The 24,957-nt window shown below is 70.8% G+C and carries 23 protein-coding genes and 1 riboswitch; of the genes, 9 read left to right on the top strand and 14 right to left on the bottom strand.

From position 1 onward, the window contains the following. Nucleotides 1-90: 90 nt before the first annotated feature. The 3 genes from ABT008_RS20030 to ABT008_RS20020 form a co-directional block, all read right to left on the bottom strand. A complete protein-coding gene (locus ABT008_RS20030) occupies nt 91-1,512 on the bottom strand; it encodes an endo-1,4-beta-xylanase (protein WP_350697733.1) in 1,422 nt (473 codons plus the stop codon). Between the two features lie 262 nt (nt 1,513-1,774). Continuing rightward, nucleotides 1,775-2,818, bottom strand: coding sequence for an acetylxylan esterase (locus ABT008_RS20025; protein WP_350697732.1), 1,044 nt, complete (start codon nt 2,816-2,818; stop codon nt 1,775-1,777). Nucleotides 2,819-2,838: 20 nt separating this feature from the next. After that, the gene (locus ABT008_RS20020) at nt 2,839-3,867 is read right to left on the bottom strand and encodes a LacI family DNA-binding transcriptional regulator (protein ID WP_350697731.1); all 1,029 of its coding nucleotides are present in this window, start codon (nt 3,865-3,867) and stop codon (nt 2,839-2,841) included. A gap of 296 nt (nt 3,868-4,163) precedes the next feature. Between ABT008_RS20020 and ABT008_RS20015 the strand changes: the two genes are divergently transcribed. The 5 genes from ABT008_RS20015 (at nt 4,164) to ABT008_RS19995 (ending at nt 10,954) form a co-directional block, all read left to right on the top strand. After that, entirely contained in the window at nt 4,164-6,542 is a 2,379-nt protein-coding gene (locus ABT008_RS20015; protein ID WP_350697730.1) for a beta-xylosidase/alpha-l-arabinosidase, read from the top strand. Next, entirely contained in the window at nt 6,539-7,516 is a 978-nt protein-coding gene (locus ABT008_RS20010; RefSeq protein WP_350697729.1) for an ABC transporter permease, read from the top strand. The genes ABT008_RS20015 and ABT008_RS20010 overlap by 4 nt, the downstream gene beginning before the upstream one ends. After that, nucleotides 7,513-8,436, top strand: coding sequence for a carbohydrate ABC transporter permease (locus ABT008_RS20005; protein ID WP_350697728.1), 924 nt, complete (start codon nt 7,513-7,515; stop codon nt 8,434-8,436). Before ABT008_RS20010 ends, ABT008_RS20005 begins: the two co-directional genes overlap by 4 nt. Before the next feature lie 45 nt (nt 8,437-8,481). Further along, nucleotides 8,482-10,122, top strand: a complete 1,641-nt coding sequence (locus ABT008_RS20000) for an ABC transporter substrate-binding protein (protein ID WP_350697727.1) — start codon at nt 8,482-8,484, stop codon at nt 10,120-10,122. Nucleotides 10,123-10,273: 151 nt separating this feature from the next. Further along, nucleotides 10,274-10,954, top strand: a complete 681-nt coding sequence (locus tag ABT008_RS19995; protein WP_350697726.1) for a DUF624 domain-containing protein — start codon at nt 10,274-10,276, stop codon at nt 10,952-10,954. A gap of 60 nt (nt 10,955-11,014) precedes the next feature. Here the strand turns inward: ABT008_RS19995 and ABT008_RS19990 are convergent, their stop codons facing one another. Continuing rightward, entirely contained in the window at nt 11,015-12,580 is a 1,566-nt protein-coding gene (locus ABT008_RS19990) for a DUF6194 family protein (RefSeq protein ID WP_350697725.1), read from the bottom strand. 63 nt (nt 12,581-12,643) lie between these two features. Between ABT008_RS19990 and ABT008_RS19985 the strand changes: the two genes are divergently transcribed. Beyond that, nucleotides 12,644-13,378: a MerR family transcriptional regulator gene (locus ABT008_RS19985; RefSeq protein WP_502890471.1), complete on the top strand. Its 735-nt coding sequence runs from the start codon at nt 12,644-12,646 to the stop codon at nt 13,376-13,378. A gap of 38 nt (nt 13,379-13,416) precedes the next feature. On the opposite strand, the gene ABT008_RS19980 is transcribed toward ABT008_RS19985, so the two are convergent. The 8 genes from ABT008_RS19980 to ABT008_RS19945 form a co-directional block, all read right to left on the bottom strand. Further along, on the bottom strand, nt 13,417-14,247 hold the full coding sequence (locus ABT008_RS19980) for an SCO4651 family lipoprotein (RefSeq protein WP_502890465.1): 831 nt from the start codon (nt 14,245-14,247) through the stop codon (nt 13,417-13,419). 99 nt (nt 14,248-14,346) lie between these two features. Next, nucleotides 14,347-16,521: an alpha-glucuronidase gene (locus ABT008_RS19975; RefSeq protein ID WP_350697722.1), complete on the bottom strand. Its 2,175-nt coding sequence runs from the start codon at nt 16,519-16,521 to the stop codon at nt 14,347-14,349. 31 nt (nt 16,522-16,552) lie between these two features. Then, nucleotides 16,553-17,419, bottom strand: coding sequence for an energy-coupling factor ABC transporter ATP-binding protein (locus ABT008_RS19970; protein ID WP_350697721.1), 867 nt, complete (start codon nt 17,417-17,419; stop codon nt 16,553-16,555). Continuing rightward, a complete protein-coding gene (gene cbiQ, locus ABT008_RS19965) occupies nt 17,416-18,159 on the bottom strand; it encodes a cobalt ECF transporter T component CbiQ (protein ID WP_350697720.1) in 744 nt (247 codons plus the stop codon). The genes ABT008_RS19970 and cbiQ overlap by 4 nt, the downstream gene beginning before the upstream one ends. Continuing rightward, on the bottom strand, nt 18,159-18,488 hold the full coding sequence (locus tag ABT008_RS19960; RefSeq protein WP_350697719.1) for an energy-coupling factor ABC transporter substrate-binding protein: 330 nt from the start codon (nt 18,486-18,488) through the stop codon (nt 18,159-18,161). The genes cbiQ and ABT008_RS19960 overlap by 1 nt, the downstream gene beginning before the upstream one ends. Further along, the gene (locus ABT008_RS19955; protein ID WP_350697718.1) at nt 18,485-19,177 is read right to left on the bottom strand and encodes an energy-coupling factor ABC transporter permease; all 693 of its coding nucleotides are present in this window, start codon (nt 19,175-19,177) and stop codon (nt 18,485-18,487) included. Before ABT008_RS19955 ends, ABT008_RS19960 begins: the two co-directional genes overlap by 4 nt. Nucleotides 19,178-19,207: 30 nt before the next feature. Next, a riboswitch (cobalamin riboswitch) is annotated at nt 19,208-19,382 on the bottom strand. Between the two features lie 92 nt (nt 19,383-19,474). Then, nucleotides 19,475-19,894 carry a roadblock/LC7 domain-containing protein gene (locus ABT008_RS19950; protein WP_350697717.1) on the bottom strand — a complete coding sequence of 140 codons (420 nt, stop codon included), beginning with the start codon at nt 19,892-19,894 and terminating at the stop codon, nt 19,475-19,477. A gap of 189 nt (nt 19,895-20,083) precedes the next feature. Beyond that, entirely contained in the window at nt 20,084-21,334 is a 1,251-nt protein-coding gene (locus ABT008_RS19945) for a YncE family protein (protein WP_350697716.1), read from the bottom strand. 79 nt (nt 21,335-21,413) lie between these two features. On the opposite strand from ABT008_RS19945, the gene ABT008_RS19940 reads away from it, so the two are divergent. Genes ABT008_RS19940 through ABT008_RS19930 form a run of 3 tightly spaced genes read left to right on the top strand, consistent with a single transcriptional unit; the run spans nt 21,414 to nt 23,471 of the window. Then, a complete protein-coding gene (locus ABT008_RS19940; RefSeq protein WP_350697715.1) occupies nt 21,414-21,989 on the top strand; it encodes an RNA polymerase sigma factor in 576 nt (191 codons plus the stop codon). After that, nucleotides 21,982-22,806: a hypothetical protein gene (locus tag ABT008_RS19935; RefSeq protein ID WP_350697714.1), complete on the top strand. Its 825-nt coding sequence runs from the start codon at nt 21,982-21,984 to the stop codon at nt 22,804-22,806. Before ABT008_RS19940 ends, ABT008_RS19935 begins: the two co-directional genes overlap by 8 nt. Continuing rightward, nucleotides 22,794-23,471 carry a hypothetical protein gene (locus ABT008_RS19930; protein WP_350697713.1) on the top strand — a complete coding sequence of 226 codons (678 nt, stop codon included), beginning with the start codon at nt 22,794-22,796 and terminating at the stop codon, nt 23,469-23,471. Before ABT008_RS19935 ends, ABT008_RS19930 begins: the two co-directional genes overlap by 13 nt. A 45-nt stretch (nt 23,472-23,516) precedes the next feature. Here ABT008_RS19930 and cas6e read toward each other — a convergent pair whose 3' ends face one another. Together cas6e and cas5e are read right to left on the bottom strand one after the other, a co-directional pair. After that, nucleotides 23,517-24,221, bottom strand: coding sequence for a type I-E CRISPR-associated protein Cas6/Cse3/CasE (gene cas6e / locus ABT008_RS19925; RefSeq protein ID WP_350697712.1), 705 nt, complete (start codon nt 24,219-24,221; stop codon nt 23,517-23,519). After that, nucleotides 24,203-24,955 (bottom strand): type I-E CRISPR-associated protein Cas5/CasD, encoded by a 753-nt coding sequence (gene cas5e, locus ABT008_RS19920; protein WP_350697711.1) that lies wholly within the window; start codon nt 24,953-24,955, stop codon nt 24,203-24,205. Before cas5e ends, cas6e begins: the two co-directional genes overlap by 19 nt. Nucleotides 24,956-24,957 lie beyond the last annotated feature (2 nt).

Below are 24,957 nucleotides of genomic sequence, written 5' to 3'. Positions count from 1 at the left end.
ACCGGGCGCGGTCGGCGGTGTGCGGTGTGCGGTGTTAGGAAGGGTCCCCTGCTATGCACGAGGCGTTAGCAGGGGACCCTTCCTTTCATCTCAGCTGGCGGTGCAGGTGGGGGTGGCGGTCGGGCCGTTCCCGTTGCCCTGGAAGCCGAACTCGGTGGTGGTACCCGCGTTGACGGTTCCGTTGTAGCTGACGTTGCGGAAGGTCACGTTGCCGCTGGTGCCGCTGCCCTGGGCGTTCCAGGTGTTGGTCACCGTGCTGCCGCTCGGCAGCGCCACCGTCACCGCCCAGCCGTTGAGTCTGGTGGAGCCGGCGGTGACCCGGACGGTGGCGACGAATCCGCCGGTCCAGGAGTTCAGCGACACGGTCGCGGTGCAGCCGGATCCGCCGGGCGGCGGGGTGGTCGGCGGCGGGGTCGTGGGCGGCGGAGTGGTCGGCGGCGGAGTGGTGGGCGGCGGAGTGGTGCCGCCCGCGTTCAGGGCCTCCAGCGTCGAGTTGTACGCGGCCTTCTTGTTGCCGCTGCCGTCGAAGAGCAGCGGGGTGCCGCCGGAGCGCCACGAGTCGGTGTCCCGGATACCCCACACCGTGATGCCGGTGCAGCGGGCGACGGCGAGGCAGTCGGTGACGACGCCGCGGTACGCGTTCGCCTGCGAGGTGCCGGAACCCTCGATGTCCAGCTCGGTGATCTGCACGTCCACCCCGAGGGCGGCGAAGCTGGACAGCGTGGTGCGGTAGTTGCTCGGGTACGGCGAGTTGGCGTTGAAGTGCGACTGCAGGCCGACGCAGTCGATCGGCACACCGCGCTGCTTGAAGTCCTGGACCATCCGGTAGACGGCCTGGGTCTTGGCGTGGGTCCAGTCGTCGGTGTTGTAGTCGTTGTAGCAGAGCTTGGCACCGGGGTCGGCGGCCCGGGCGGCGCGGAAGGCCGCCTCGATCCAGTCGTTGCCGGTGCGCTGGAGGTTGGAGTCGCGGCGGGCGCCGCTGCTGCCGTCGGCGAACGCCTCGTTCACCACGTCCCAGGAGTGGATCTTGCCCCGGTAGTAGGTGGCGACCTGGGTGACGTGGTTCAGCATCGCGTTACGCAGCTGGGTGCCGGACATGTTCTGCATCCAGCCGGGCTGCTGCGAGTGCCAGGCCAGGGTGTGTCCCCGGACGGACATGCCGCGCGAGATGGCGTGGTTGACGATCCGGTCCGCGTTGGCGAAGTTGAACTGCCCCTGCTGCGGCTCCGTCGCGTCGATCTTCATCTCGTTCTCGGCCGTGACCGAGTTGAACTCGCGGTTGAGGATGCCGGCGTAGGTGGAGTCGGAGAGCTTGTTCGCCGCCACGGCCGCGCCGAAGTAGCGGCCCTTCTCGGCGGCCGAGGCGCCCAGGGTGGTCGCGGCGCTCGCGCTGGAGGTCACCACCACACTGGTGGAGATGAGGGCGAGACCGACGGCGGCCGAGACCAACGCGATGCGTGGCCGCAGTCGGGAAGCCGGACGCCCGCTGCTGCGGGCGAAGGCGTTGTTCATGGCATGAGCCTTTCGACGAAGCCGTGCTGATGGAAGCCGGCCCCGACTACTGCCCAAACATGGTGGCTCCCGCCGTCTGCGCGGTTGCCCGTGAGCCGCGCCGGTCGGTGCCTGCAGCCCGCCACCATGAGTAGATCGAGGCTGTTGTATCGAAAACAGTATCGAAACACGTCTGAAAGCTCAACGCGCACCGACACACTTTCGACCCGTCCGAGTCGGACCTCCGTGCACCTCGCAGCGGGATAACCCTGTGGCCAGGCCGTCAGCCGATCCCGACCGACACCTCCGGAAGTTTCGGTGACCCGGGCCGGCCCGTCGCCTCCAAGAACAGCTCGGCCAGCCACCGGAGCTGGCGGCGTACGTGGGTGGCGTCGCCGTGCTCGTGGCCGTTGAACGGGTACACGTGCATGCTCCGCTGGGGGGCGGGACCGCCGGTGCCGGCACCGTACTGGTTGTAGGCGGCGAAGACGGTGCTCGGCGGGCAGACGGTGTCCCGCAGCCCGATCCCGAAGTGCGCGGGCGCCTGGGCCCGCCGGGCGAAGCTGACCCCGTCGACGTAGGACAGGGTGCGCCGGACCGCCGCTTCCGCCTCCCGATGCACGGCCAGGTAGGTGACGATGTCGCCGTACGGGGCGGCGTCGGTGATCTCGATGGCCCGCTGCACGTGACAGAGGAACGGCGCGGTCGTGACCAGGGCGGCCAGGTCGGGCACCAGTCCGGCGACGGCCAGCGCCAGGCCACCGCCCTGGCTGTTGCCGGCGGCGACCACCCGCGCCGGGTCGGTGCCGGGCAGGGCACGGGCGGCGTGTACGGCCCGGACCGCGTCGGTGACGAGCCGCCGGTAGTAGTAGCCCTCCGGCGCCAGGATGCCCCGGGTCACCGGCGTCGGCCCACCGGGCGTCGCGCCGTGCGGGTCGGGCGTGTCACCCAGGCCGTACTGGCCGGACTGTCCCCGGGCGTCCATCAGCAGGTGCGCGTACCCGGCCACCGACCAGGTCAGGCGCTCGTGCGGCAGGCCCCGACCGCGCCCGTAGCCGACGTACTCCACCACCACCGGCAGTGCACCGTCCACCCCGGAGGGCCGGGTGTACCAGGCCCGGACCGGCTCGTCGGCGAAGCCGGCGAACGTGACGTCCCAGGTGTCGACCAGACGCAGGTCGGTCGGCTCGGGCCGGACGTCGATCAGCACCGGTGTCGCCGCCGTCGCGTGCAGGGTCCCCTGCCAGAAGGCGTCGAAGTCGGCGGGCTCCGGCACGGTCGGGGCGTACCGCCGCAGCTCGTCGAGGGGCAGGTCGAACAGGGGCATGGCTCCTCGCAGCGGGTCGCTCAGGTGGACGGCGGGGCGGTGCTCTCGCGGATCATCAGCTCGGCGACCAGGTCGATGCGGCTGGTCGGCAGCGCGACTCCGCGCGCCAGGTCGAGCAACATCTGGGTCGCCGTACCGGCCATGTCCCGCAGCGGCTGGTTGACGGTGGTCAGCGCGGGACCGATCCAGGCCGAGACGGGCAGGTTGTCGTAGCCGACCACCGACAGGTCGCCGGGCACGTCCAGGCCGAGCTGCCGGGCGGCCCGCAGCACGCCCATCGCCTGGAGGTCGGACCCGGCGAAGACGGCGGTCGGGCGGTCCGGGCGGCTGAGCAACTGCATGCCGTGGGTGTAGCCGGCGTCGAGGTGGAAGTTGCCGAAGCGGACCAGGTCGGGCGCGACGGGTACGCCCATCTCCTCGTGCGCGCAGCGGAATCCCGCCGTCCGGGCCCGCGCGCAGAGCACGTCCTGCGGGCCGGAGATGATCGCGATCCGCCGGTGACCGAGCTCCAGCAGGTGACGGGTGGCCAGCAGGCCGCCGTTCCAGTTGTTCGAGCCGACCGCCGGCACCGAGGCGGCGCTGGCGCTGTCGTTGTCGATGACCACCACCGGGATCGACTGCCGGTCGAACCGTCGGCGTTGCTGGTCGGTCAGGTTGCACATGACCAGCAGGACGCCGAGCGGACGCCGGGCGAGCACCGCGTCCACCCACGACTGCGGCGGTCGACGTGCCCCACCGAGCTGGGAGAGCACCAGGTTCACCGGTGGCAGGGCGGCAACGGCCTCCACCCCACGGATGATCTCCAGGGCCCAGTCCGAGCCGAACTCGTGGAACACCAGCTCGATCTGACCCTCGCCGGACGGCCGCCGGGCACGGCGACGATACCGGTGTCGCTCCAGGCTGGCCTCGACCCGCGCCCTGGTGGCGGCGGCGACGTCGGAACGGCCGTTGAGGACCTTGGAGACGGTCGCCGCCGAGACCCCCACCTCTCGCGCGATGGTCGCGATGGTGGTGGAGCCGAGCACGTCCGGCGATCGGTTCTCCGTCATCCGACCCTCTGCAACGATCCCGAAAATTTCGGGGAACCATAGCACGGGATCCCGCCGATGGCGACGACGCCGGTCGATGCGGACGAGGAGTGAACGAACGGTCGGAAATCGCTTGCCTGCCCTGCGGGTACCGCGTGGGCAGTCGCTTCGCGGACCCTTGACACACTCCATCGACGCCCTTAAGTTCCCGACACGGGTGACGAACTGGTTTCCGAAAATTTCGAGAATCGCCGTCCGCAGCGGCGTCCGTGCGGCCTGCCGGGACGACCTGCCGGAGTACGGCCAGAGGGGTTCGCATGACGAGTCAGCTACCTGTCGACGATCGATTGACGTCACCGGACGACGATCGGTGGCGCGACCCGGCCCGGCGCCCCGACGAGCGGGCCGACGCGCTCATCCCGCTGATGTCGCTGGAGGAGAAGGTCGCCCAGTTGGTCGGCCTCTGGGTCGGCGCAGACGCCTCCGGCGAGGGCGTCGCACCCCACCAGACCGACATGGTCGAGCACACTCCCCCCTGGCCGGAGGCGATCCGGTACGGCCTGGGGCAGTTGACCCGGCCGTTCGGCACCGCGCCGGTCGACCCCGTCCTCGGCGCCCGGTCGTTGGCCGCCTCGCAGGCGCAGATCGTGTCGGCGAGCCGGTTCGGCATCCCGGCGCAGGTGCACGAGGAGTGCCTGACCGGCTTCGCCGCCTGGCGCGCCACCGTCTACCCGGCACCGCTGAGCTGGGGCGCCGCCTTCGACCCGGAGCTGGTCGAGGAGATGGCCGACCGGATCGGCCGGTCGATGCGGGCGGCCGGTGTGCACCAGGGACTCGCCCCGGTGCTCGACGTGACCCGCGACTACCGGTGGGGACGCACCGAGGAGACCATCGGCGAGGACCCGTACCTGGTCGGAACCGTCGGCGCGGCGTACGTGCGGGGGTTGGAACGGGCCGGGGTGGTGGCGACCCTCAAGCACTTCGCCGGCTACTCGGCCTCCCGGGGCGGACGGAACCTGGCGCCGGTGCCGATGGGCCGCCGGGAACTGGCCGACGTGATCCTGCCGCCGTTCGAGATGGCGTTGCGGCTCGGCGGCGCGCGCTCGGTCATGCACTCGTACGCCGAGATCGACGGGGTGCCGGTGGCCGCCGACGAGGAGCTGCTGACCGGGCTGCTGCGCGACCGGTGGGACTTCGGCGGAGTCCTGGTCGCCGACTACTTCGCCGTCCGCTTCCTGCAGAGTCTGCACGGGGTGGCCGTCGACGCCGGGGACGCCGCCGGCCTGGCGTTGCGCGCCGGCATCGACGTGGAACTGCCCACCGTGGACGCCTACGGCGCCCCGCTGGTGGCGGCGGTCCGCTCCGGTGCCGTCGCGGAGGCGCTGGTCGACCGCGCGCTGCGCCGGGTCCTGATCCAGAAGATCGAGTTGGGGCTGCTCGACGAGGGCTGGCAGGAGCTGCCCGCCGACGTCGACGAGCTGCGCCTGGACGACGAGGCCGGCCGGTCCGTCGCGTTGCGGCTGGCCCGCCAGTCCGTCGTCCTGCTGCGCAACACCGAGAGCGTGCTGCCGCTCGCCGCCGACCGGCAGGTGGCCCTGATCGGCCCGGTGGCCGACGACCCGATGGCGATGCTCGGCTGCTACTCGTTCCCGCTGCACGTGGGGGTGCACTATCCCGAACACGGCGTGGGGGTGGAGATGCCGTCGCTGCGTACGGCCCTCCAGCAGCGCCACCCCCGCCTGACGTACCTGCCGGGAACCGCCGTCACCGGCGACGACACCTCCGGCATCGCGGCGGCGGTCCAGGCCGCCACCGAGGCCGACGTCTGCGTCCTGGCCGTCGGCGACCGGGCCGGCATGTTCGGCCGGGGCACCTCCGGCGAGGGCTGCGACGCCGTCGACCTCGACCTGCCCGGTGTGCAGGCCGAGCTGGTCCGCGCGGTGCTGGCCACCGGTACGCCGGTGGTGCTGGTGGTGCTCTCCGGTCGGCCGTACGCGCTCGGCGCGCAGGCGGACGACGCCGCTGCCGTCGTGCAGGCGTTCTTCCCCGGGCAACTCGGCGGCCAGGCGCTGGCCGAGGTGCTCACCGGCGAGGTCAACCCGTCCGGGCGGCTGCCGGTCAGCGTGCCCCGGCACGGCGGCGGGCTGCCCGGCACGTACCTCTCCCCGCCGCTCGGCCACCGCACGCAGGTGTCGTCGGTGGACCCGACGCCCGCGTTCCCGTTCGGGCACGGCCTGAGCTACACCACCTTCGAGTGGGACGAGGCCACGGTGGCCGGCGCCGACGACACCGGACCCACGCCGTGGCCGGTCGACGGCGTCGCCACGGTCGGCGTCACGGTCCGCAACACCGGCTCGTGGGCCGGCACCGAGGTGGTCCAGCTCTATCTGCACGATCCGGTCGCGCAGACCACCAGACCGGTGGTACGCCTGGTCGGCTACGCCCGGGTGCCGCTGCGTCCGGGCGAGGCGGCCCGGGTCACCTTCGAGGTCCCGGCCGACGTCACCTCCTTCACCGGGCTGCGCGGCCGACGAGTGGTGGAGCCCGGTGACGTCGAGCTGCGGCTGGCCCGGTCCAGTGGCGATCCGGTGGCGCACCTGGCGCTGCGGCTGGTCGGCACCGAACGCGAGGTCGGCCCCGAGCGGGAACTGGTCTCCCGGGCCCGGGTCGCCCCCGCCACCCGGGGCCGGCGATGAGTGCCCCGGCCACGGTGACCGCACCGGCCACCGACCCACCGGCCCGCCCGCCCGGCCCCCCGCGCGCGGCACGGCGTACCTGGCGACGGGCGCTGCGCCGGGACTGGCAGCTCTACTCACTGGCGATCCTGCCGCTGCTGTTCTTCCTGGTCTTCCGGTACCTGCCGATGCTGGGCAACGTGATCGCCTTCCGCCGGTTCCAGCCCGGCGGCAGCATCTTCGGCGAGTACTGGGTCGGCCTGCGGTACGTGAAGATGTTCCTGGCCGACCCGACGTTCTGGAACGTCTTCACCAACACGTTGGTGCTGGGCGGGTTGACGCTGCTGTTCTGCTTCCCGCTGCCGATCGTGCTGGCGCTGCTGCTCAACGAGGTCCGGGCGCGCCGACTCAAGCGGTTCGTGCAGTCCGTGTCGTACCTGCCGCACTTCCTGTCGATCGTGATCGTGGCAGCCATGGTGATGCAGTTGCTCTCCATGGACGGCACGGTGAACTCGCTGGTCACGTCCGCCGGTGGCGACGCGGTGCCGTTCCTGCAACGCCCCGAGTGGTTCCGGACCATCTATATCTCCTCCGAGGTCTGGCAGACCGTCGGGTGGGGCACCATCCTCTATCTCGCCGCGCTCACCACCATCGACGAGGACCTGTACGAGGCGTCCCGGATCGACGGCGCGAACCGCTGGCGGCAGACCTGGCACGTCACGCTGCCGGGGATCCGGCCGACCATGGTGACGCTGCTGATCCTCAACATCGGCACCTTCATGGCGGTCGGGTTCGAGAAGATCCTGCTGCTGTACAACCCGCTGACCTACCCGACCGCCGACGTGATCTCCACGTACCTGTTCCGGATGGGTTTCGGGTCCAGCAACTTCAGTTACGCCGCCGCGATCGGCCTGTTCGAGGCGGTGATCGGGCTGGTCCTGGTGCTGTCGGCGAACCTGATCGCCCGTCGCACGGTGGGGACGAGCCTGTGGTGACCGTCGACCCCACCGCCGTCCGTCCCCGTCCCCGTCGCCGCAGGGGCATCCGGCAGAGCCGGGGCTACCGGGCGTTCCAGGTGGTCAACGCGATCGTGTTGACCCTGGTCGTGCTGGTGACGCTCTATCCGTTCGTCAACATCGTGGCCCGCTCGCTGAGCAGGGAGGCGTACCTCATCGCGGGCGACGTGAACCTCGTGCCGCGCGGGTTCACCGTCGACACGTACCGCCTGGTGTTGTCCGACTCGCTGTTCTGGACGAACTACCGCAACACCCTGCTCTACACCGTCACCGCCACGCTGATCTCGATCGTCCTGACCACCTGCTACGCGTACGTGCTGTCCAAGAAGGACCTCAAGGGACGCAGTGCGCTGGTCGGCATCGCGGTGTTCACCATGTTCTTCTCCGGCGGCCTGATCCCCAACTACGTGCTGGTCACCAGCCTCGGCCTGAAGAACAGCGTCTGGGCCATCGCGCTGCCCAACGCGATCAACGTGTTCAACCTGCTGGTGATGAAGGCGTTCTTCGAGAGCCTGCCGAACGACCTGGAGGAAGCCGCCGCCGTCGACGGGCTCAACACGTACGGCATCCTGCTGCGGATCGTGCTCCCGCTGTCGAAGGCGATCGTCGCCACCATGGTGCTGTTCTACGCCGTGGCCTTCTGGAACTCCTGGTTCGCCGCCTTCCTGTACATGGACAAGCAGGAGCTGTGGCCGGTGACCGTGTACCTGCGCAACCTGATCGCCGGTGCCACCGGCGCGGAGAACATCGGCGCGATCGCCGAGGCCAACGAGGTACAGGCCGAGGCGACCCTCAAGTCCGTGACCATCGTGCTCACCACCCTGCCCATCCTCCTGGTCTATCCCTTCGTCCAGCGGTACTTCGTCCGGGGCATCATGCTCGGCGCGGTCAAGGGCTGACCAGCGGTTCACCCCCGCTCCCACCACCACACCGAAAGGACCGCCATGCTCCGCAGATCGTGGCGCCAGGTGGCGATAGCCGCTGCCGCCCTGCTCACCGCCTCCAGCCTCGTCGCCTGTGGCGACGACCCGTCCGACAACCAGGACCTGTCGGAGAACCGGGCCGGCGCGATGGAGAACTACGCGGTCGGTACGCAGTTCAAGGCCACCGAGCCGATCTCCTTCTCCGTCCTCTACAACAACCACCCGAACTACCCGCTGAAGAACGACTGGCTGTTCTGGTCCGAGTTGACCTCCCGGACCAACGTCAAGCTGGATCCGGTGGCGGTGCCGCTGAGCGACTACAACCAGAAGCGCAGCCTGCTGATCGGCGCCGGTGACGCACCGCTGCTGATTCCCAAGACGTACCCGCCGGACGTGAACACGTTCGTCTCCTCCGGGGCGATCCTGCCGGTCAGCGACTACCTCGATCTGATGCCGAACCTCAAGGAGAAGATCGAGAAGTGGAACCTCCAGCCTGAGATCGACACGCTCCGCCAGCAGGACGGCAAGTTCTATCTGCTGCCCGGTCTGCACGAGAAGCCCTGGCACGACTACTCGCTGGCGATCCGGACCGACATCCTCGAAGAGCTGAACCTGGAGATCCCGAAGACCTGGGACGAGCTCTACACCGTGCTCAAGGCGATGAAGGCCGCGTACCCGGACGTCTATCCGTTCTCCGATCGGTGGAGCCAGCCCAACCCGGCCGGCAACCTGCTCAACCTGCTGGCCGTCACGCACGGACTGGACGGCGCCGGCTGGAACTTCCAGCACATGAGCTGGAACGCGCAGGCGCAGAAGTTCGAGTACACCGGTGCCAGCGAGCACTACCGGCACGTACTGGAGTACCTCAACAAGCTGGTCGCCGAGAAGCTGCTCGACCCGGAGAGCTTCACCCAGACCGACGACGCCGCCCGGCAGAAGCTCGCCAACGGCAAGTCCTTCGTGATCAGCGCGAACGCCCAGGCCGTGGTGAACGACTACCGGCCCGACCTGGCGGCGACCAACCCGAAGGCGAAGATCGCCAAGATCCCGCTGCCGGTCGGACCGGCCGGTGAGATCAACCCCTCCAGCCGCCTGGAGAACGGGATGATGATCTCGTCGAAGGCACGGGACAGCAAGAACTTCGTGGCCATGATGCAGTTCGTCGACTGGCTCTGGTATTCCGACGCCGGCCAGGAGTTCGCCAAGTGGGGCGTGGAGGGCACCACCTTCGTCAAGGACGCCTCCGGCAAGCCCACGCTGGCCCCCGACGTCAACGTCATCGGCCTCAACCCGAGCGCGCCCAAGCACCTGCAGAAGGACTTCGGCTTCTACAACGGCGTGTTCGCCTACGGTGGCAAGCCCGAGCTGGTCCAGGCGTTCTTCTCCCCCGAGGAGCAGGAGTTCCAGCAGGTGATGAACGCCCGCGCGCCGAAGTCACCGCCACCGCCGTACCCGCTCAACGACGAGGAACGCGAGCAGGTGTCGCTCTGGGAGACCCCGCTACGCGACCACGTCTACCAGGCCACCCTCCAGTTCGTCCTCGGCCAGCGGGACCTCGGCCAGTGGGACGCCTACCTGGCGGAGCTGAAGAGCAAGAACATGGACGCGTACGTGGAGCTGGCGAACAAGGCGTACGAGCGCTACAAGGAGGCGAACGGCTGACCCCCGGGCCGGTCCGATCGTGTCGGTGCGATCGGACCGGCCACTTCCCCGCCCCGCCCCCGCGAGCCCCGAGGACGAGGATGCGCACCACCGTTGTCGACCACACCGCGCCCTGCGGGAACGAGAGCCGCCGGCTCGACCAGGAGCGGCCGTGAGCGCCGTGGTGCGGGAGTTCGGCGACGGGCCGCTGTCGCGGGGCGCGGCGCTGGTCTACACGCTGCTGGTGGTCGAGGTGCTGCTGCTGGTCTGCGCGGGACCCGGCCTGGTCGCCCTGTTCGCGCTGGAACGGCACCCGAGCAACCTGCCGCTGGTCGCGCTCTGCGCGGTGCCGCTCGGCCCGGCGCTGTCCGCCGCGCTCTACACGCTGCACCATCAACGCCTCGACCTGACCGACCTGCACCCGTGGCGGCTGTTCTGGCGCGGCTATCGGGCCAACCTGGTCGGTGCGCTGCTGGTCTGGGTGGCGACGCTGGTGTGGCTGACCGTCATCGCGGTCAACCTGGTCAACCTGCCGGTGGCCGGGGTCCCCGGCTGGTGGGTGGTGCCGCTGGTGACGGTCGGCGTCGGGGTCGCCGTGGTCGGGGTCAACGCGCTGGTCATCACCTCGCTGTTCGCGTTCCGGCTGCGGGACGTGCTGCGGCTGGCCGGCTACTTCGTACTGCGTACCCCGGTGGTGGCGGTCGGTGTCGCCTTGCTGCTGGTGGCGGCGACGGCGCTGACGCTTGTCGCGTCGGAGGCGGCGACCGCGGCCCTGGGGTCGCTGCTGGCGCTGGCGCTGGTACGCGGCGCCGCGCCGATGACCGACGTGGTCCGCGAGGAGTTCGTGCGGTGAGGTGAAAGGAAGGGACCCTTCCTAACGTCTCGTGTATAGGAAGGGTCCCCTGCTAACACCTCAGCGCGAGCGCTGCGCACGGGCGACGGCGCGGGCGTGGGCGATCGCCAGCAGCCGGTCGATCTCGGGCAGCATCTGCGGGCCGGGCATGACGATGCTGGCGAAGCCCTGCCGGGCGTACGCGGGATGCGGCAGCACGGTGTCCAGCCGGGCGAAGTCGCACTCGTGCCGGTGCTGTGGGAAGTCGGCGGGCGGAAAGCCGAACAGTCGCGCGAACTCGGTCCGGCCCAGGTCGAGGTTGAGCCGGAAGACACCCGGCCGGTCGAGTCCGGAGTCCTCGTCGAAGCCGGGCACGTCGCGTTCCACGATGGTGGCGAACGGTCGGCGGTGATCCGGGCCGACGGAGAAGAACCGGTCACCCCAGGCACCCTCCGGCGCCCCGTTCTCCTCGCTCGCCACGAGCTGCGTGGTGTCGGGCAACGCCAGGATCCGGGCGGCGAGCATCGCCGGGTCGGTGCCGGTCGGCACGTGCAGCAGCACGTCGGCGTGGTCCACGGTCGCCTGCTCCAGCGGGAAGTAGCGATAGTCGTGGGTACGTTTCCCGGCGGGACGCACCGTCGCGGCGGGGACGTACCGGGGCAGGTCGCCGTCGCGCTGGAGGGCCGCCTCGAAGGAGCCGGGCTCGGGTGCCTCGATGCCGAGCGCCGGGCTGACGCCGAGGCTGCCGACCACCACCGCGTACCCGTCGCCCAGCAGTGAGCCGGCGATCGCACCGGCACTGCACCAGGTGACCTCGGTGCCGGCCATCGTCATCGTGCCCGGGTCGCGTTGCAGGTGCCGGTTGTGCGCAAAGACCAGGGTGGGTCCCCGGTCCGCCTCGGCCGCGCGGATCGCGAGCAGGTTCTCCGCCATCAGCGCGTCCCGGACCGCCACCAGTCGGGCGAAGCGTTCCTCCCGGCCCAGCGGCGCGGCGGCCGCCGCGTGGTAGCGCAGCACCGCGACCGCAGACGTGGCCTGCGCGTACGCCGCCCGCCAGCCGTCGCGCCGCCGGGGCGCGTGCAGGTACAGCTCGGTCAGCAGGTCGTCGGCGAGCACCCGCAGGCGGTGCGCCTCGGCCGTGTCGCCCACCGACCGCCCCGGTTCCCAGATCGCCGCCTGGTCGCTCCACCGGGCCTCGTCCCCCACCAGGGCGTCGATCTCGGCCGTCCGGTCCTGGCCCAGGAACTCGCAGACCCGCAGCAGGAAGGTACGGGGGCTCGGGGCACCGGTGATCTCCAGCGGGGCGTCGAAGCCGTGGAAGGTCAGCCGCTCGACCTCCGGCCGCCCCGCGTTGTACTCGCGCATCCGCACCAGCAGGTCCCGGTTGGCCGGTGCGTCGCCGAACCCGTGGCTGAACCCCTCGGCGAGGGCGCGGTCCAGGGTCACCGTGGCGGAGCCCCGCACGAACTCGTCGGCGACCAGGCCGGCGGCCCGATCGCTCTCCAGCGCGATGGACCGGTACCCGCGCTGCGCCAACGCCAGGAACAACTCGTTGCGGATCTGGAGGAAGGCGGATTCGCCGTGTGTCGGTTCGCCGAGCGCGAGCAGGGTCGGCGGTACGGGAAGCAGGTCCAGGAGATTCGTCACTCCATCGACCGTATCGCTGAACCGCCCGTTGAGACTTTCCAGCAAAATGGCACGGTGAACGTGGTGCAACCCTCAAACAGCGGGGTACGGCGACCGATCGACCTGGCCCGCCCGTACGGCCTGTCCACGCAGGCGGTCCGCAACTACGAGCGGGACGGGGTCCTGCCGCCCGCCGCACGCAGTCCGAGCGGATACCGCCGGTACACCGAGCGGCACGCCCGGGCGCTCGACGCGTACCTGGCGTTGATCCCGGGGCACGGGCACGCGGCGAGCGGCGAGATCATGCGCGCCGTGCACCGGGGCGAGATCGACACGGCGTTGCGGGTGATCGACGAGGGTCACGCCCTACTGCGCCGCGACCGGGAGACCCTGGACGCGGTCGAGACGGCGGTGGCGGTCCTCACCGGGGCCACGCCCGAACCGCGCCGCCGGGAGGGGGTGCCGATCGGGGCCCTGGCGCACCGGCTCGGCGTACGGCCGGCGACCCTGCGCAAGTGGGAACGGGCCGGCGTGCTGCGGCCGGACCGTGACCCGGCGACCCGCTACCGCGTCTACTCCCCCGACGACGTGCGGGACGCCGAACTCGCCCACCTGCTGCGGCGCGGCGGATACCGGCTCGACCACATCGCCGACGTGCTCCGCCGGGTACGCGCCGCCGGGGGTGCCGCACCGCTCGCCGCGTCGCTGCGCGGTTGGCGGGAACGGCTCACGGTACGCGGCCGGCACCTGCTCACCGGCGCGGCGCGACTCGCCGCGTACCTGGACCATCCTGCGGAGACGACGCTGCCCGGCCGGTGAGGGGTACTCACCGACCGGGCAGTCGTGTTGGTCCGGGGTCAGGAGGTCAGGTCCCCGAGGCCCTTCATCATCTCGGCGAAGTCGGTGGTCTCCGCCGCCGGCGGGGTCTCGATGTTCACCGGCTTGCCGTAGTCGGTGTAGTCGACCGTGATGTCACCGAGGTTGCCGGTGACGACCTTGGCCCGACGGGGCTGGTACTGCCCGTCGACCCAGAGGTCGATCTTGACTTCCTTGACGCCCTGCTTGGCCATCTCCTGCTCGACGCCCTTGCGCATCTCGGCGTCGATCTGCTGGAGGTACTCCTCGATCGACTGGGTCACGGTGTAGTGGACGGTGTCCACCCCGTTCACGTTCTCCTCGCCCACGACCGTGACGTTCTCGCTGGCGAGCAGCGCCTTGACCTGCTTGGTCGGGTCGACGTCCTCGAGCTGCTTGGTGAAGTCCATGCCGGCCTGCGCACCGGCGGCCGCCACGTCGATCTTGAGCCAACGCTTGCCGCCCATGCTGGCGCGGTCGGCCTCCGGGACCTCGACGTACACCGCGGTCTCGATCATCCGGATGGTCGTCGGGGTGCCGTCCGGGCCCGTGGTGGTCATCTCGACCTTGATCGGGTCACGCAGGTCGATGACACCCTGCGCGGTGATCTTCTCACCGGCCGCCGTGCCCTGCATCGACATGGTCACCGAGTCGACGGACTCGGTCTTCTCCATGGTCTTCTGCAGCGACCCCTTGAGGTCCTTGGCGAGCTGCTCCAACACGTTCGGCTGCGCCGCAGCATCCGAGTCGGACGACGAACCGCCGCAGGCGGTCATCGCGAGTGCCGTGAGCGCGGAGACCGCCACGACGGCGACCCTCTTGGACAGTGACAACTGACAGCCCCATTCCCTGGACGACGCTGGGGGACCTCCCCCAGTCAGACCGCCGACACGCTACCGGAGTCGGTCAACCCGCACCGACCCCGCCCGGGCTCAGTACAGCGGGCGACCGTACACGTCCGGCACTCCGGACTTACGGTGGAAATAGGCGTTGACCTGGTCGCACCACTCCTGGGCGCTGCGTTGCTGCTCGGCCAGGCGCTCGTCCACCCGGGCGTGCACGACCGGGTCGACCAACCCGGCCAGCGCCGCCCAACGGTCACTCATCGCCGTCACCTCCGCCACCCCGGCGAAGTGGGTGTCGTAGATGTGCTGCACGACCGTGCTGCCGCTGCGCAACACATGGTCGTAGCGGACGTGGTGGAAGAAGAGCAGGAGTTCGTCGGGGCACTGCTCAGGCGACTCGTACACCTGCGACCAGGGTGGCGGGTACTGGCCGGTGAAGCCGGTGCCGGTGGCCCGGGTCCGGTCCACGCCCACCCCGTCCCGGTCGGCGAAGTGGTAGGTGCCCCAGGCGGTGTACTCGTACCCGTCGACGTCCGGGCCGTAGTGGTGCCCGGGTCGCACCATGAAGCCCACCCCCAGCGGGGCGGTGTACCGCTCGTAGGTGCGCCACGAGTCGTCCATGATCTCGTGCAGCGTCCGGCGCAGCAGCTCGGGGTCGGCGCTGGCCGCCGGATCGAAGGTGAGGTCGATCCACTCGTCGAGCACGTCCTCCGGACGCAGGCGCGGATCCCAGGCGAGCCGGCCGTACGCGTACAGGTTGGCCTGGGCCAGCGGATGACCGGTCCAGAACGGGTCGTCGCCGACGTTGGAGACGGCGGCCAGCCCACCCCCGTCGGCGGCCACGTCGGCGACCGTCGGCCCGTCGTCGCCCCACGGCGTGAACCGCAGCACCTCGTGCCACCAGGGCGCCAGGTAGCAGACGTGCCGCTGCTGGCCGGTGTACTCCTGGGTCACCTGGAACTCCACCGCCAGCCGGGTGCCGGGCATCGCCGCGATCACCGGCGACACCGGCTCCCGGGTCTGGAAGTCCACCGGACCGTGCTTGACCTGCACGATGACGTTGTCCTGGAAGCGCCCGTCGAGCGGGGCGAAGGTGTCGTGGGCGGCGCGGGCGCGGTCGGTGGAGCGGTCCCGCCAGTCCTGCCGGTGGTTGTAGACGAAGGCCCGCCAGTGCATCACGCCCCCGTACGGCGCCAGCGCCTCGGCCAGCAGGTTCGCCCCGTCGGCGTGGTCGCGGCCGTAGCTGAACGGGCCGGGCTGTCCCTCCGAGTCGGCCTTCACCAGGTAGCCGCCGAAGTCCGGGATGCGGGCGTACACCCGGGCGGTGGTCTCGACCCACCATGCGCGTACCTTCTCGTCGAGCGGGTCGGCGGTGGACAGCCCACCGACCATCACGGGCGCGGCGAAGTTCACCGACAGGTGCACCCGGATGCCGTACGAACGCAGGTCGTCGGCGATCTCGGCGACGTCGTCGAGCCGGTCGGTGAGCAGCCGCGCCTCTGTGGCGTGCACGTTGACGTTGTTCACCGACACCGCGTTGATCCCGCACCCCGCCAGCAGTCGCGCGTACGCCCGCACCCGCGCCCGGTCCGGGTGTGCCCGGCCGTCGCGCCAGAGGATCGACCCACCGGCGTACCCGCGTTCGACCTGGCCCATCACCGGGTGCACGTCGACGTTGTCCCAGTGGTCCAGCATCCGTCGCCGCATCACCGGCCGGTACGCCCGCGCCGGATGCGGTGCGCCGAACGCCGACTCGCCGAGCCGGACGACGTGGAACAGTCCGTGGAGCAGTCCGGCCGGCGCGTCGGCCAGGACCACCGTGACCTCGCCGTGGCGGACGACCGCGTACCCCTCGTCGCCGAGCGGCCCGCCCCCGGCGGCGGCCAGGTCGGCCCGCGCGGCGTCGAGGACTCGCCGCATCCCATCGTCGTTCACGACGGATGGTGTGCGGCCGGACGGCTCGGTCGCGGGTGCGGTCCCGCCCGGCCGACCGGCGGCCTCGGTCTCGGCGGGCTGTGGTGAGCGGCCGGTCAGGGCGAGGACGAGGTGGGCGGGTGGGCCGTCGGCGGAGCGGCGGACCGTGCCGCCGTGCGTGGCGCAGGCGAGTCGGACCTCGCGCAGCACCGTGTCGACGAGCAGGCCGTCGCCGTGGACGAGCGTGTGCCGGGAACCGACGGCGCGAAACGCGGCCGGCGGCAGCCAGGCGGGATGGACGTCGGTCGGGTCGGGGCTGGTGTCGCACTCCGGGCGATTCCGTCGCATTGCGCATATCGTAACCACGCTGATCGATGCGTCAAGGTCCTTCCGGGACCTTTCGGCCGGTACCGACCAGAGCGTCCAGCAGCCGCGCCAACTCCGCCGGGGTGCGCGGTCGGGCACCGGCCAGCCCGGGTACGCGGTCCAGCAGCCGGTGCACCACCGGCGCCCACGCCGGAGTCAACGCGGCACCGTCGAGCAGGTCCCCGCCGCCCAGCTCGGCACCGGTCACGCCCTGCCGGATCCGGCCACCCGCCACCAGCACCCGCTCGTCGGCCCACCGGTACGCCAGGTCCACGTCGTGCGTGGCGAGCAGCAGCGTGGTGCCGGCCCGGTGCAGGGCGTCGAGCGTCCGCAGCAGCGCCTCCACCCCCGACGGGTCGAGCCCGGCGGTCGGCTCGTCCAGGATCAGCACCCGGGGCCGCAACGCCACCGCCCCGGCGATCGCCACCCGCTTGCGCTGGCCGTACGAGAGCAGGTGGGTGGGGCGGTCGGCGAGGTCGGTGATCTCCAACGCCGCCAGCGCCTCGGCACAGCGCTGCCGCACCCGCGCGTCGTCCAGGCCGAGGTTGACCGGCCCGAACGAGACGTCCTGGAAGACGGTCGCGGCGAACAACTGGTCGTCGGGGTCCTGGAGCACCAGTTGCACCTGCTGGCGCACGTCGAGCAGCCCGGACCGGGTCCGGCGCAGCGGCACCCCGCCGACCAGCACCGTGCCCGCGTCGGCGGCCAACGCGCCGACCATCAGCCGGAACAGGGTCGTCTTGCCACCGCCGTTGGGCCCCAGCACGGCCATCCGCCGCCCGGCCGGCACCCGCAGGTCGGCGTCGGTCAGCACCGGCCGCTCCGCCTCGTACCCGAAGCTGACGCCGCGCAGCTCCAACAGCGGCGGGTCGCTGCTCACGCGAGCGCCACCAGCAGCCGGGTGGCCAGCACCACCGCCGCCAACAGCAGCACGGTGACCGCCAGGAACGCCGCCGACGGCCGGCGGACCTCGGTGCGTACCGCCAACGAGCCGGTGTAACCGCGCAGCGCCAACCCCTCCTCCCAGCGCCGGGCCAGCGAGAACGCCCGGACGAAGACCGCGCCCGCCTGCCCGGCCAGCGACCGGTAGGTGCTGGCCCAGGTCCGGTACCCCAGCCGGGCCGCCTGGGCCTGCCGCACCGCGTGCACGCTCTCCAACAGCAGGAACAACATCCGATAGATCAGCGCGGCCACCTCGGTGACCGCGCTGGGCACCCCGAGACGCTGCAGTCGGGGCAGCACGTCGGCGAGCGGCGTGGTGGCGGCGAACAGCAGCAGGCAGAGCAGCGCGGCGCAGGCCCGACCGGCGGTCGCGGCGGCCGTCACCAGCCCCTCCGGCGCCCACCGCACGCGCGTCGGACCGGAGACCGCCACCAGCATCGGCACCGAGCCGGTCAGGATGAACAACAGCGGGGTCCGGGCCGCCCGGACCAGCAGGCGCGGCGGCAGCGCCGCCGGCCCGAGCAACGCCGCCGCCGCGGTCAGGCCCACCACCAGGGCACCCGGCCACGGTGGCAGGAGCAACGCGCAGCCCAACAGCCCCAGGGCCAACAGGGCCTTCTCCGCCGGGTGGCGGCGTCGCCAGGGGCTGGCGTACGCCGCCACGTCCAACGCGAGCACTAGTCGGTGGTCTTCTCCCCGGTCGCGGTCTGCTCGCCACGCAGCCGCTGCCGGGTCCGGGCGACCCCGAAGTAGTAGCCGAGGAACCCGGCGCCGAGGGCGGCCTGGAGCGCGAACAACGCCGACTCGATCTCACCCGACGGCGGCTCGTAGATCGAGCTGAACCACGGCTCGTAGTCGGGGTGGTCGTTGACGATCGCCTCCTCGGCGAGGGCATCCGCCCCGGCGAACGGCTCCTCGCCGCTGCCGAGACCCAGCACCAGCGGCGCCACCGCCAACGCCACCACGGCGAGCAGCAACAACAGGTTGGTCCGGCCGAACGACTTCACGCCACCGCTCCCTCGGTCGTCGGGGCCGGACGGCGCAGAATGCCGAGCCGGCGGAGTTCCTGCGGGCTCACCCGGACCAGCAACCGCACCACCAGGACGGTGAGCAGGCCCTCGCTGATCGCCAGCGGGATCTGGGTGACCGCGAAGATGGAACCGAACTTGGCCAGCGCGCCGACGAAGCCCGAATCCGGGTCCGGGAAGGCCAGCGCGAGCTGGGCGCTGGTCACGCAGTAGGTCGCCAGGTCGGCCAGGGCCGCGGCGAAGAACACCGAGATGCCGAGGCCGCCACCGAGCCGGCGGATCAGCGCGTACACGCCGAAGGCCACCCAGGGGCCGACGATGGCCATCGAGAAGACGTTCGCGCCGAGCGTGCTCAACCCGCCGTGAGCCAGCAGCAGTGCCTGGAACAGCAGCACGATCGTGCCGAGCACACTCATCACGGGGGCTCGGAACAGGATCGCACCGAGACCCACACCGGTCGGATGAGAACAGGACCCGGTCACCGAAGGGATCTTCAGCGCCGACAGGACGAAGGTGAACGCCCCGGCCGCGCCGAGCAACAGCTTCGCGTCGGGGTTCGCGCGGACCTGCTGGACCAGGTTGCGCGCACCGTGGATGACGAACGGTGTCGAGACCGCGAACCATGCCGCCGCCTGCACCGGTGGTAGGTAGCCCTCAGCGATGTGCATGAGTCGACCTCCCCTTCCAACACCTCGTGGACGAGATCACACGTCGGGGTCGGTCTCCTGGCTCCCGGATCGTCGCGTACTCCGGCCTTCCCAGGTCCTCCACGGACCCAGTGGCGTACAAGTCGGAGTGAACTCCCCGGTCACAGTGGCGAGGGCCGCGCCGGTCTCACACCGGCTTCCCATTACCGCGACGGCGAGACGTTATCCGTTCCGCGCACCGGCGCACAAGACTCATCGATGCCCCAGCGGCCGGACGCGGTCGAAGAGTGCCGTTTGTCACGACGATTCCCGGGTAGGTCACCGCCCGGTCAGGTGGGGCGCCGGCTCCACGTACACCGGCAGGTGATGCCCGGCCCTGGCGCAGAAGAGGGCGACCTCGTACGCCATGTCCCCCACCTCGGCCGAGCCGTCGATACCGACGGTGAGGATCGCCCCGTTGCCGGTGGTGGCGTGGAACAGGAACGCCCGCGACATCTGCACCACCACCTGGTGCAGCTCACCCTCACCGCACAATCGTGCGGCAGCCAGACCCAACGCCTGGAGACCACAGACCACACTGGACAGTTGCTCGGCGATCTCCTCGTCGATGCCCCGCGAGGCCCCCAGCATGATGCCGTCCGGGGAGAGCACCACCGCGAACTTGGCACCGGGCACGCGATCCACGATGTCGTCCAGCGCGGCGCTGAGGTTCTCGGCGGTGACCAGGGCATGGGTCATAAGGGCGCTGTCCTCTCGTCGAAACTCCTACGTTCGTACCAGAGAAGACGCGGCCTCAGGGGGCTGACACTCCCCCGGATCCGGTTCCCTGATCCCCCTAACGTACGACGACGCTGGTCACCCTAATCGGACGGGTCGGACGTCACGGTCACACCGGGAATCGCTCCTCTGACCGACGGTGATTCCCGCTCAGGACGACGGCACCGGGCCACGCAACCCCACCAGGCCGGGCACCGCGGCACGGCCGAGTTCGGCACCGCTGGCCGGGTCGAGCCATCTCAGCGCATCCCGCCCACCCACATAGAGACGACCGCTCTCCGGGCCGAGGAGGAGACCGGTGACGGGAGCGTCGACCGGCCGTTCGGCGACGACCCGCAGACCGGCGGCATCCACGGTACGCACCACACCGGCCCCGCCGAGGAACAGTCGATCGTCGTCCGCCGTCGCGTACGCCGGGCCGGACGCGACGGGCACGGCGGCGGTGCGGCGTACCGTCAGCTCGTCGGTGGAGATCTCGGCGACGGTGCCGGAGGTCAGGTCGGCGACGTGCAGCCGGGAGCCGTCCGGGGCGATCGCCATGACGTGCCCGTCTGCCGGCCCCTCCCCGAACGGGTGCGGCAGGTCCACGCAGTACGCCCACCGCTCGTACAGGTGCAGTGTGTGCACGAAGGCGTGGACGTCACGGCCCGGCCGCCCGCTGATCCGGTCCCGGGTATGCCGGTGATCGGGCTGGTGGGTGTAGAGCGTGTACAGGACTCGACGGTCCGGGGCGAGCACGGCCTGCCGCCCGTCGCCGCGCATCTCCTCCTCCGCGCCCGCCGGGATCGCCTGCTTGAGGCGGGTCTGCAACGGGCCCGCCACACCGGTGACGAGGTCGACCACCCGGACCCGGTACCGGTCCGGTGCCTGCGGCGGCAGCCACTCCAGCACGAACAGCCCGCCGTGGTCGTGGGTGAACGCCTCCGGGACGACGTTGCCCGGCAGCCGTAGCCGCTGCCGCACTCCACCCGCGTCGGCGATCAGCACCGGAGTGACGTCCCGCCCGGCCGGAGACACTGCGGTGACGCTCACCGCCTCGGTGGTCAGTGCCACCCACGTGCCGTCGGCGGAGACTGTCTGCGGCACCCAGCGGCCGGGCAGCCGCACCCGCGCGGAGGCGACACCCGTGGCGGTCTCGATCCGCCAGAACGCGGTGTCGGCACCCTCCGGTGCGCTCGCGTACACCGACCGCCCGTCGGCGGTGGCGACGGCGTGCGGGATGACCTGCCGCTCGGCACCGCGCAGTAGTCCGAGTCCGTCGGCCAGGTCGACGAGCAGCGGATCCGGCGGCACCGCCGCCACCCGGGACCTGTCCGGATCACACCCGACCAGCGTCGCGGCACCAGCGCCCACCAGCGCGGACAACAGGGTACGGCGGGTGGCCGTTCTCTTCGCCATCATGCCCGGATGACACCGCCACGCCGATCCCGGTTCCGTCGGCGGACAGTGGAACCTGGACGGCGCGACCGGTGTCAGGACAGTGATCCCACCGGAGGTTTCCCTGGACGACGAGGAGTTCGTCACCCGCGCGCAGGCAGGTGACCTGGAGGCGTACGAACTCCTGGTCGCCCGGCACACCGCGTCCGCTTACCGGACGGCGATCCTGCTCGGCGCAGGAGCCGACGCGGAGGACGTGGTCCAGGAGGCGTTCGTGAAGGGCTACCGGAAACTGTCCCGCTATCGCGGCGACGCCTCGTTCCGATCCTGGCTGCTGGCGATAGTGGCGAACGAGACGCGCAACCTGCACCGGTCACGCGACCGGCGTACCGGTCTGGTGCTGCGGGCCGCCCGGGTGGCACCGAACTCGGAGGCGGTCGAGGACGAGGCCGTCGACGCCGTCCTCGCCGGGGAACGGCGGGCCACCCTGGTCCGGGCGCTGCGGTCGCTGCCGGAGCGCGACCGCGAGGTGATCGTCTGCCGCTACTTCCTCGACCTGTCCGAGGACGAGACGGTCGCCATGCTCGGCTGGGCACGCGGCACGGTGAAGTCGCGGACCTCCCGCGCCCTGGTGAAGCTGCGCGGCCTGCTCGACGTCGAGGAGCCGAGCCGTGGCTGACCTCGAACGGGAACTGCGCGAGCTGTCCGCCTGGTTGGAGACCCCCGAGCCACCGGACGTCACCGCCCAGGTCCGCGCCCGGCTGGCCGCCCCCGCCCGGTCCTCCCGGACGATCGGTGGACGCCGTCGTCGGTGGCGGTACGCGGTCGCCGCGCTCCTCGCCGCCCTGCTGGTAATGGCCCTGCCGCCCGGCCGGGCCGCGCTGGCCGACGCGGTGGCCGGACTGCTGCGCTTCGCCGGCATCACCATCAGCATCGCACCCGACTCGTCGCCACCGACCACTCCCCCGTCACCGCTGCCCGCGCAACGCCCGGCCGACCTGAGCGAGGCGCGACGGCTGGTGCGGTTCCCGGTCCGGGTGCCGGCGGCGCTGGGCCCGCCCGACCAGGTGCTGGTGGCTGACCCGGACGGCGCGGGCGGTCACCGGGTGGCGACCCTGCTCTATCGGGGCGGTGAGATCCGGCTGGAGGCCTTCGACGGACGCCTCGACGGCGTCTTCTTCAAACAGGCCGGCGTTTCCGGGGCGCAGTGGATGGAGATCGGCGGACGACAGGCGGTGTGGATCGCCGGCCCGCACCCGGTGTCGTACGTCGACCGGGACGGCGTGGTGCGGGAGGAAAGCGCCCGGCTCGCCGCCGCGACACTGATCTGGGAGCAGGGCGGAGTGACCTACCGCCTCGAAGGTGAGCTGACGAAGGACGAAGCGGTGGAGATCGCGTCCACCCCTCGGATAGCGAGAATCGGTGCCGACGTCACCGCCGCCGGACCAGATTTGCATTGCCACACCTCGATATCGTTAAGATCGTGGAGGAATTGACGATCGAGCAGCGGGCGACCAGGCTCCTTAGGAGCGACGACGTCGACAAGGACGACGTGCGCTTCTTCCTGTCGCGCCTCCTGCAGGTGCAGGAGGACCAGGGACGAAGTGCCAGTCGGGCGGTGTCCCGGGGGCTCGTTCTCGCCGCCGCATTCGTCGTCCTCACGCACAGCACGCTCCTGGAAGCCGAACTGCTGGGGATGAAGATCCATGACATCTCCCCGGTGCGGCTCGTCATCCCGGTCGCCATGATGCTCATGGTGCTCCGTGCGGTCACCGCCCTACGGCTATCCCTCTTCTATCGACGCGTCTTCCACGAGGCGGCCGGTCAGCAATTGCCGAGTTGGCGGGCGTCCGGGCTGTTACCTCTGCTCAGCCCGTGGAACGGGCCGATGTCGACCCATGCCAGCCCGGTCCGACTCGACGTCGATGAGCATCCGGCAGTGGACCGCCTGCATCAGGTGATGCGAACGACTGACTCCTGGGCGGGTATCACCGCCCTCGCGGCATTCCAGGTGTACGCGTTCGTCATGTTGTTCCACGATCCGCGAGTCCCGACCATCGCGACCGTCGCTTGTCTCGTTCTCACGGTGAGCCTGATGTCGTTCGTCGCCACGTACCTGTGGTACGCCAACCTCAGCAGACGTACTCCGGCTCCGCATTGAAAGCGCGCATCACCCGGATGTTGATCAGACGATTTCATTCTTGCCTCACGGCATGCGGGCAGGGGCGAGGCTGATCAGACCGCACCCGTACGCCTTCCCATGACCGATGCCCTGCCGAACCGCCGTACGGAAGGCATCCGCATCCGTGACGATCAGGTGCCCCTCGAACCGCACCGGCACAACGGTGATCGGCCCTTGATCGCCAGGGCGGGCTTGGCCTGCCTGAGTGAGGCACGGTGACGGTGACACGTCGGGCTGACCGTTGTGCGCGGTCGGCACCACGAAACCGTACTGGTTCCCCTTCCGGATCAGCCATTCGATCTGTTCTTCCGGCTTGTGCCGGGCAATTCGCTTGCCCCGGGGACGCTTGCCGCCCTCGACCGGTGACTGAGTAGAGGTGGCGGGCCGGATGACGCTGCGGGTCGGGTTGCCCACCAGCCGGAAGGCGAATCGTCGTCCGGGGGTGATGGCGTCGAGGAGCGGTTGCAGGCTGCGTACCTGGGCGGGCTCGGTGAGATAGTCGGCGGTCAGGCGGCTCCAATCGGGCTTGGAGCTGCTCTGCACGTACTGCACGAAGCCGCGATGGACAGTGTCGAGCCGCCACAACACGGCTTGGGACTGCCGGGCGGGGCTGTCGTCGGCCAGGTCCGGCCAACCCGACATGACGGTCCGGTGCATCTGTCGAAGATCAGCATGGTCGCGGCGGAAGTCACGCGAGTACACGTTGACCGTCAGCTTGCTGAGGTACACGAGGCGTCCTTCGCAGTGATCAGGTCGTCGGTCAGGGGTACGGTTCCGGACCGGACCGCGCGGGCGGTGTAACGCCGGTCGTCGGCCGTGAACGACTCGGGGACGTCCATCCGCAGTTCGGCGTCCGGATCGGTCAGGTCGCAGTCGATGACCGTTCGCAGCGGTTGCCGGTCGGGACGCCTGCGCTCGGCCGCGCGGACTTCGGGTCGGTCCTCCAGCCACGGGTGGGTGGCGAGGGCCATCTCCAGTGGTTGCCTGGTCAGCCCCTGGCCCGTGTGCGCCCCGTCGTGATGTCCGTTGGTGACCAGCGGCCGGGCCGGCGGGAAGGCGCGCCGGCCGAGGAACAGTGGCCAGACCGGCGCCCGCAGCGCCTGTTGGATCTGGTCGAGCCGATCCCCGTCGGCACCGGCGAGGACGACGAGGAAGACGGCGTCAGCGAGGTAGTAGCGGTGGCTGAGGGCCGTGCGATGCCCGCCGCCGGACGTGGTCGGCACGTTCTGGGTGACGTGGAAGTCGCGTTCGAGGATGCCTTCTCGGTCCACCCGGACACCCATCCGCAGCGTGCTCAGCTCGGCCAGGCAGTCCGACTCGTCGCGCGGAACACCGAGAGCGGCGGCGATCAGCCCGACGACGCCGGACTTCGTCGGCTCCCGCGCGGTGTCCCGGATACTGCCGCGCGAACGGGTGCCCCAGGACTGCATCGGCGCATCGAGGCAGAGGGCGATCGAGTACACGG

This window comes from Micromonospora sp. NPDC002389, from assembly GCF_040296095.1.
GTDB lineage: Bacteria > Actinomycetota > Actinomycetes > Mycobacteriales > Micromonosporaceae > Micromonospora.
This window is presented reverse-complemented; position numbering and strand designations above follow the sequence as displayed.

Bases quoted from the DNA above. Each gene is read 5' to 3' on its own strand.
- ABT008_RS20030 (WP_350697733.1), bottom strand. From the start codon at position 1,512: ATGAACAACGCCTTCGCCCGCAGCAGCGGGCGTCCGGCTTCCCGACTG.
- ABT008_RS20025 (WP_350697732.1), bottom strand. From the start codon at position 2,818: ATGCCCCTGTTCGACCTGCCCCTCGACGAGCTGCGGCGGTACGCCCCG.
- ABT008_RS20020 (WP_350697731.1), bottom strand. From the start codon at position 3,867: ATGACGGAGAACCGATCGCCGGACGTGCTCGGCTCCACCACCATCGCG.
- ABT008_RS20015 (WP_350697730.1), top strand. From the start codon at position 4,164: ATGACGAGTCAGCTACCTGTCGACGATCGATTGACGTCACCGGACGAC.
- ABT008_RS20010 (WP_350697729.1), top strand. From the start codon at position 6,539: ATGAGTGCCCCGGCCACGGTGACCGCACCGGCCACCGACCCACCGGCC.
- ABT008_RS20000 (WP_350697727.1), top strand. From the start codon at position 8,482: ATGCTCCGCAGATCGTGGCGCCAGGTGGCGATAGCCGCTGCCGCCCTG.
- ABT008_RS19975 (WP_350697722.1), bottom strand. From the start codon at position 16,521: ATGCGACGGAATCGCCCGGAGTGCGACACCAGCCCCGACCCGACCGAC.
- ABT008_RS19955 (WP_350697718.1), bottom strand. From the start codon at position 19,177: ATGCACATCGCTGAGGGCTACCTACCACCGGTGCAGGCGGCGGCATGG.
- ABT008_RS19950 (WP_350697717.1), bottom strand. From the start codon at position 19,894: ATGACCCATGCCCTGGTCACCGCCGAGAACCTCAGCGCCGCGCTGGAC.
- ABT008_RS19945 (WP_350697716.1), bottom strand. From the start codon at position 21,334: ATGATGGCGAAGAGAACGGCCACCCGCCGTACCCTGTTGTCCGCGCTG.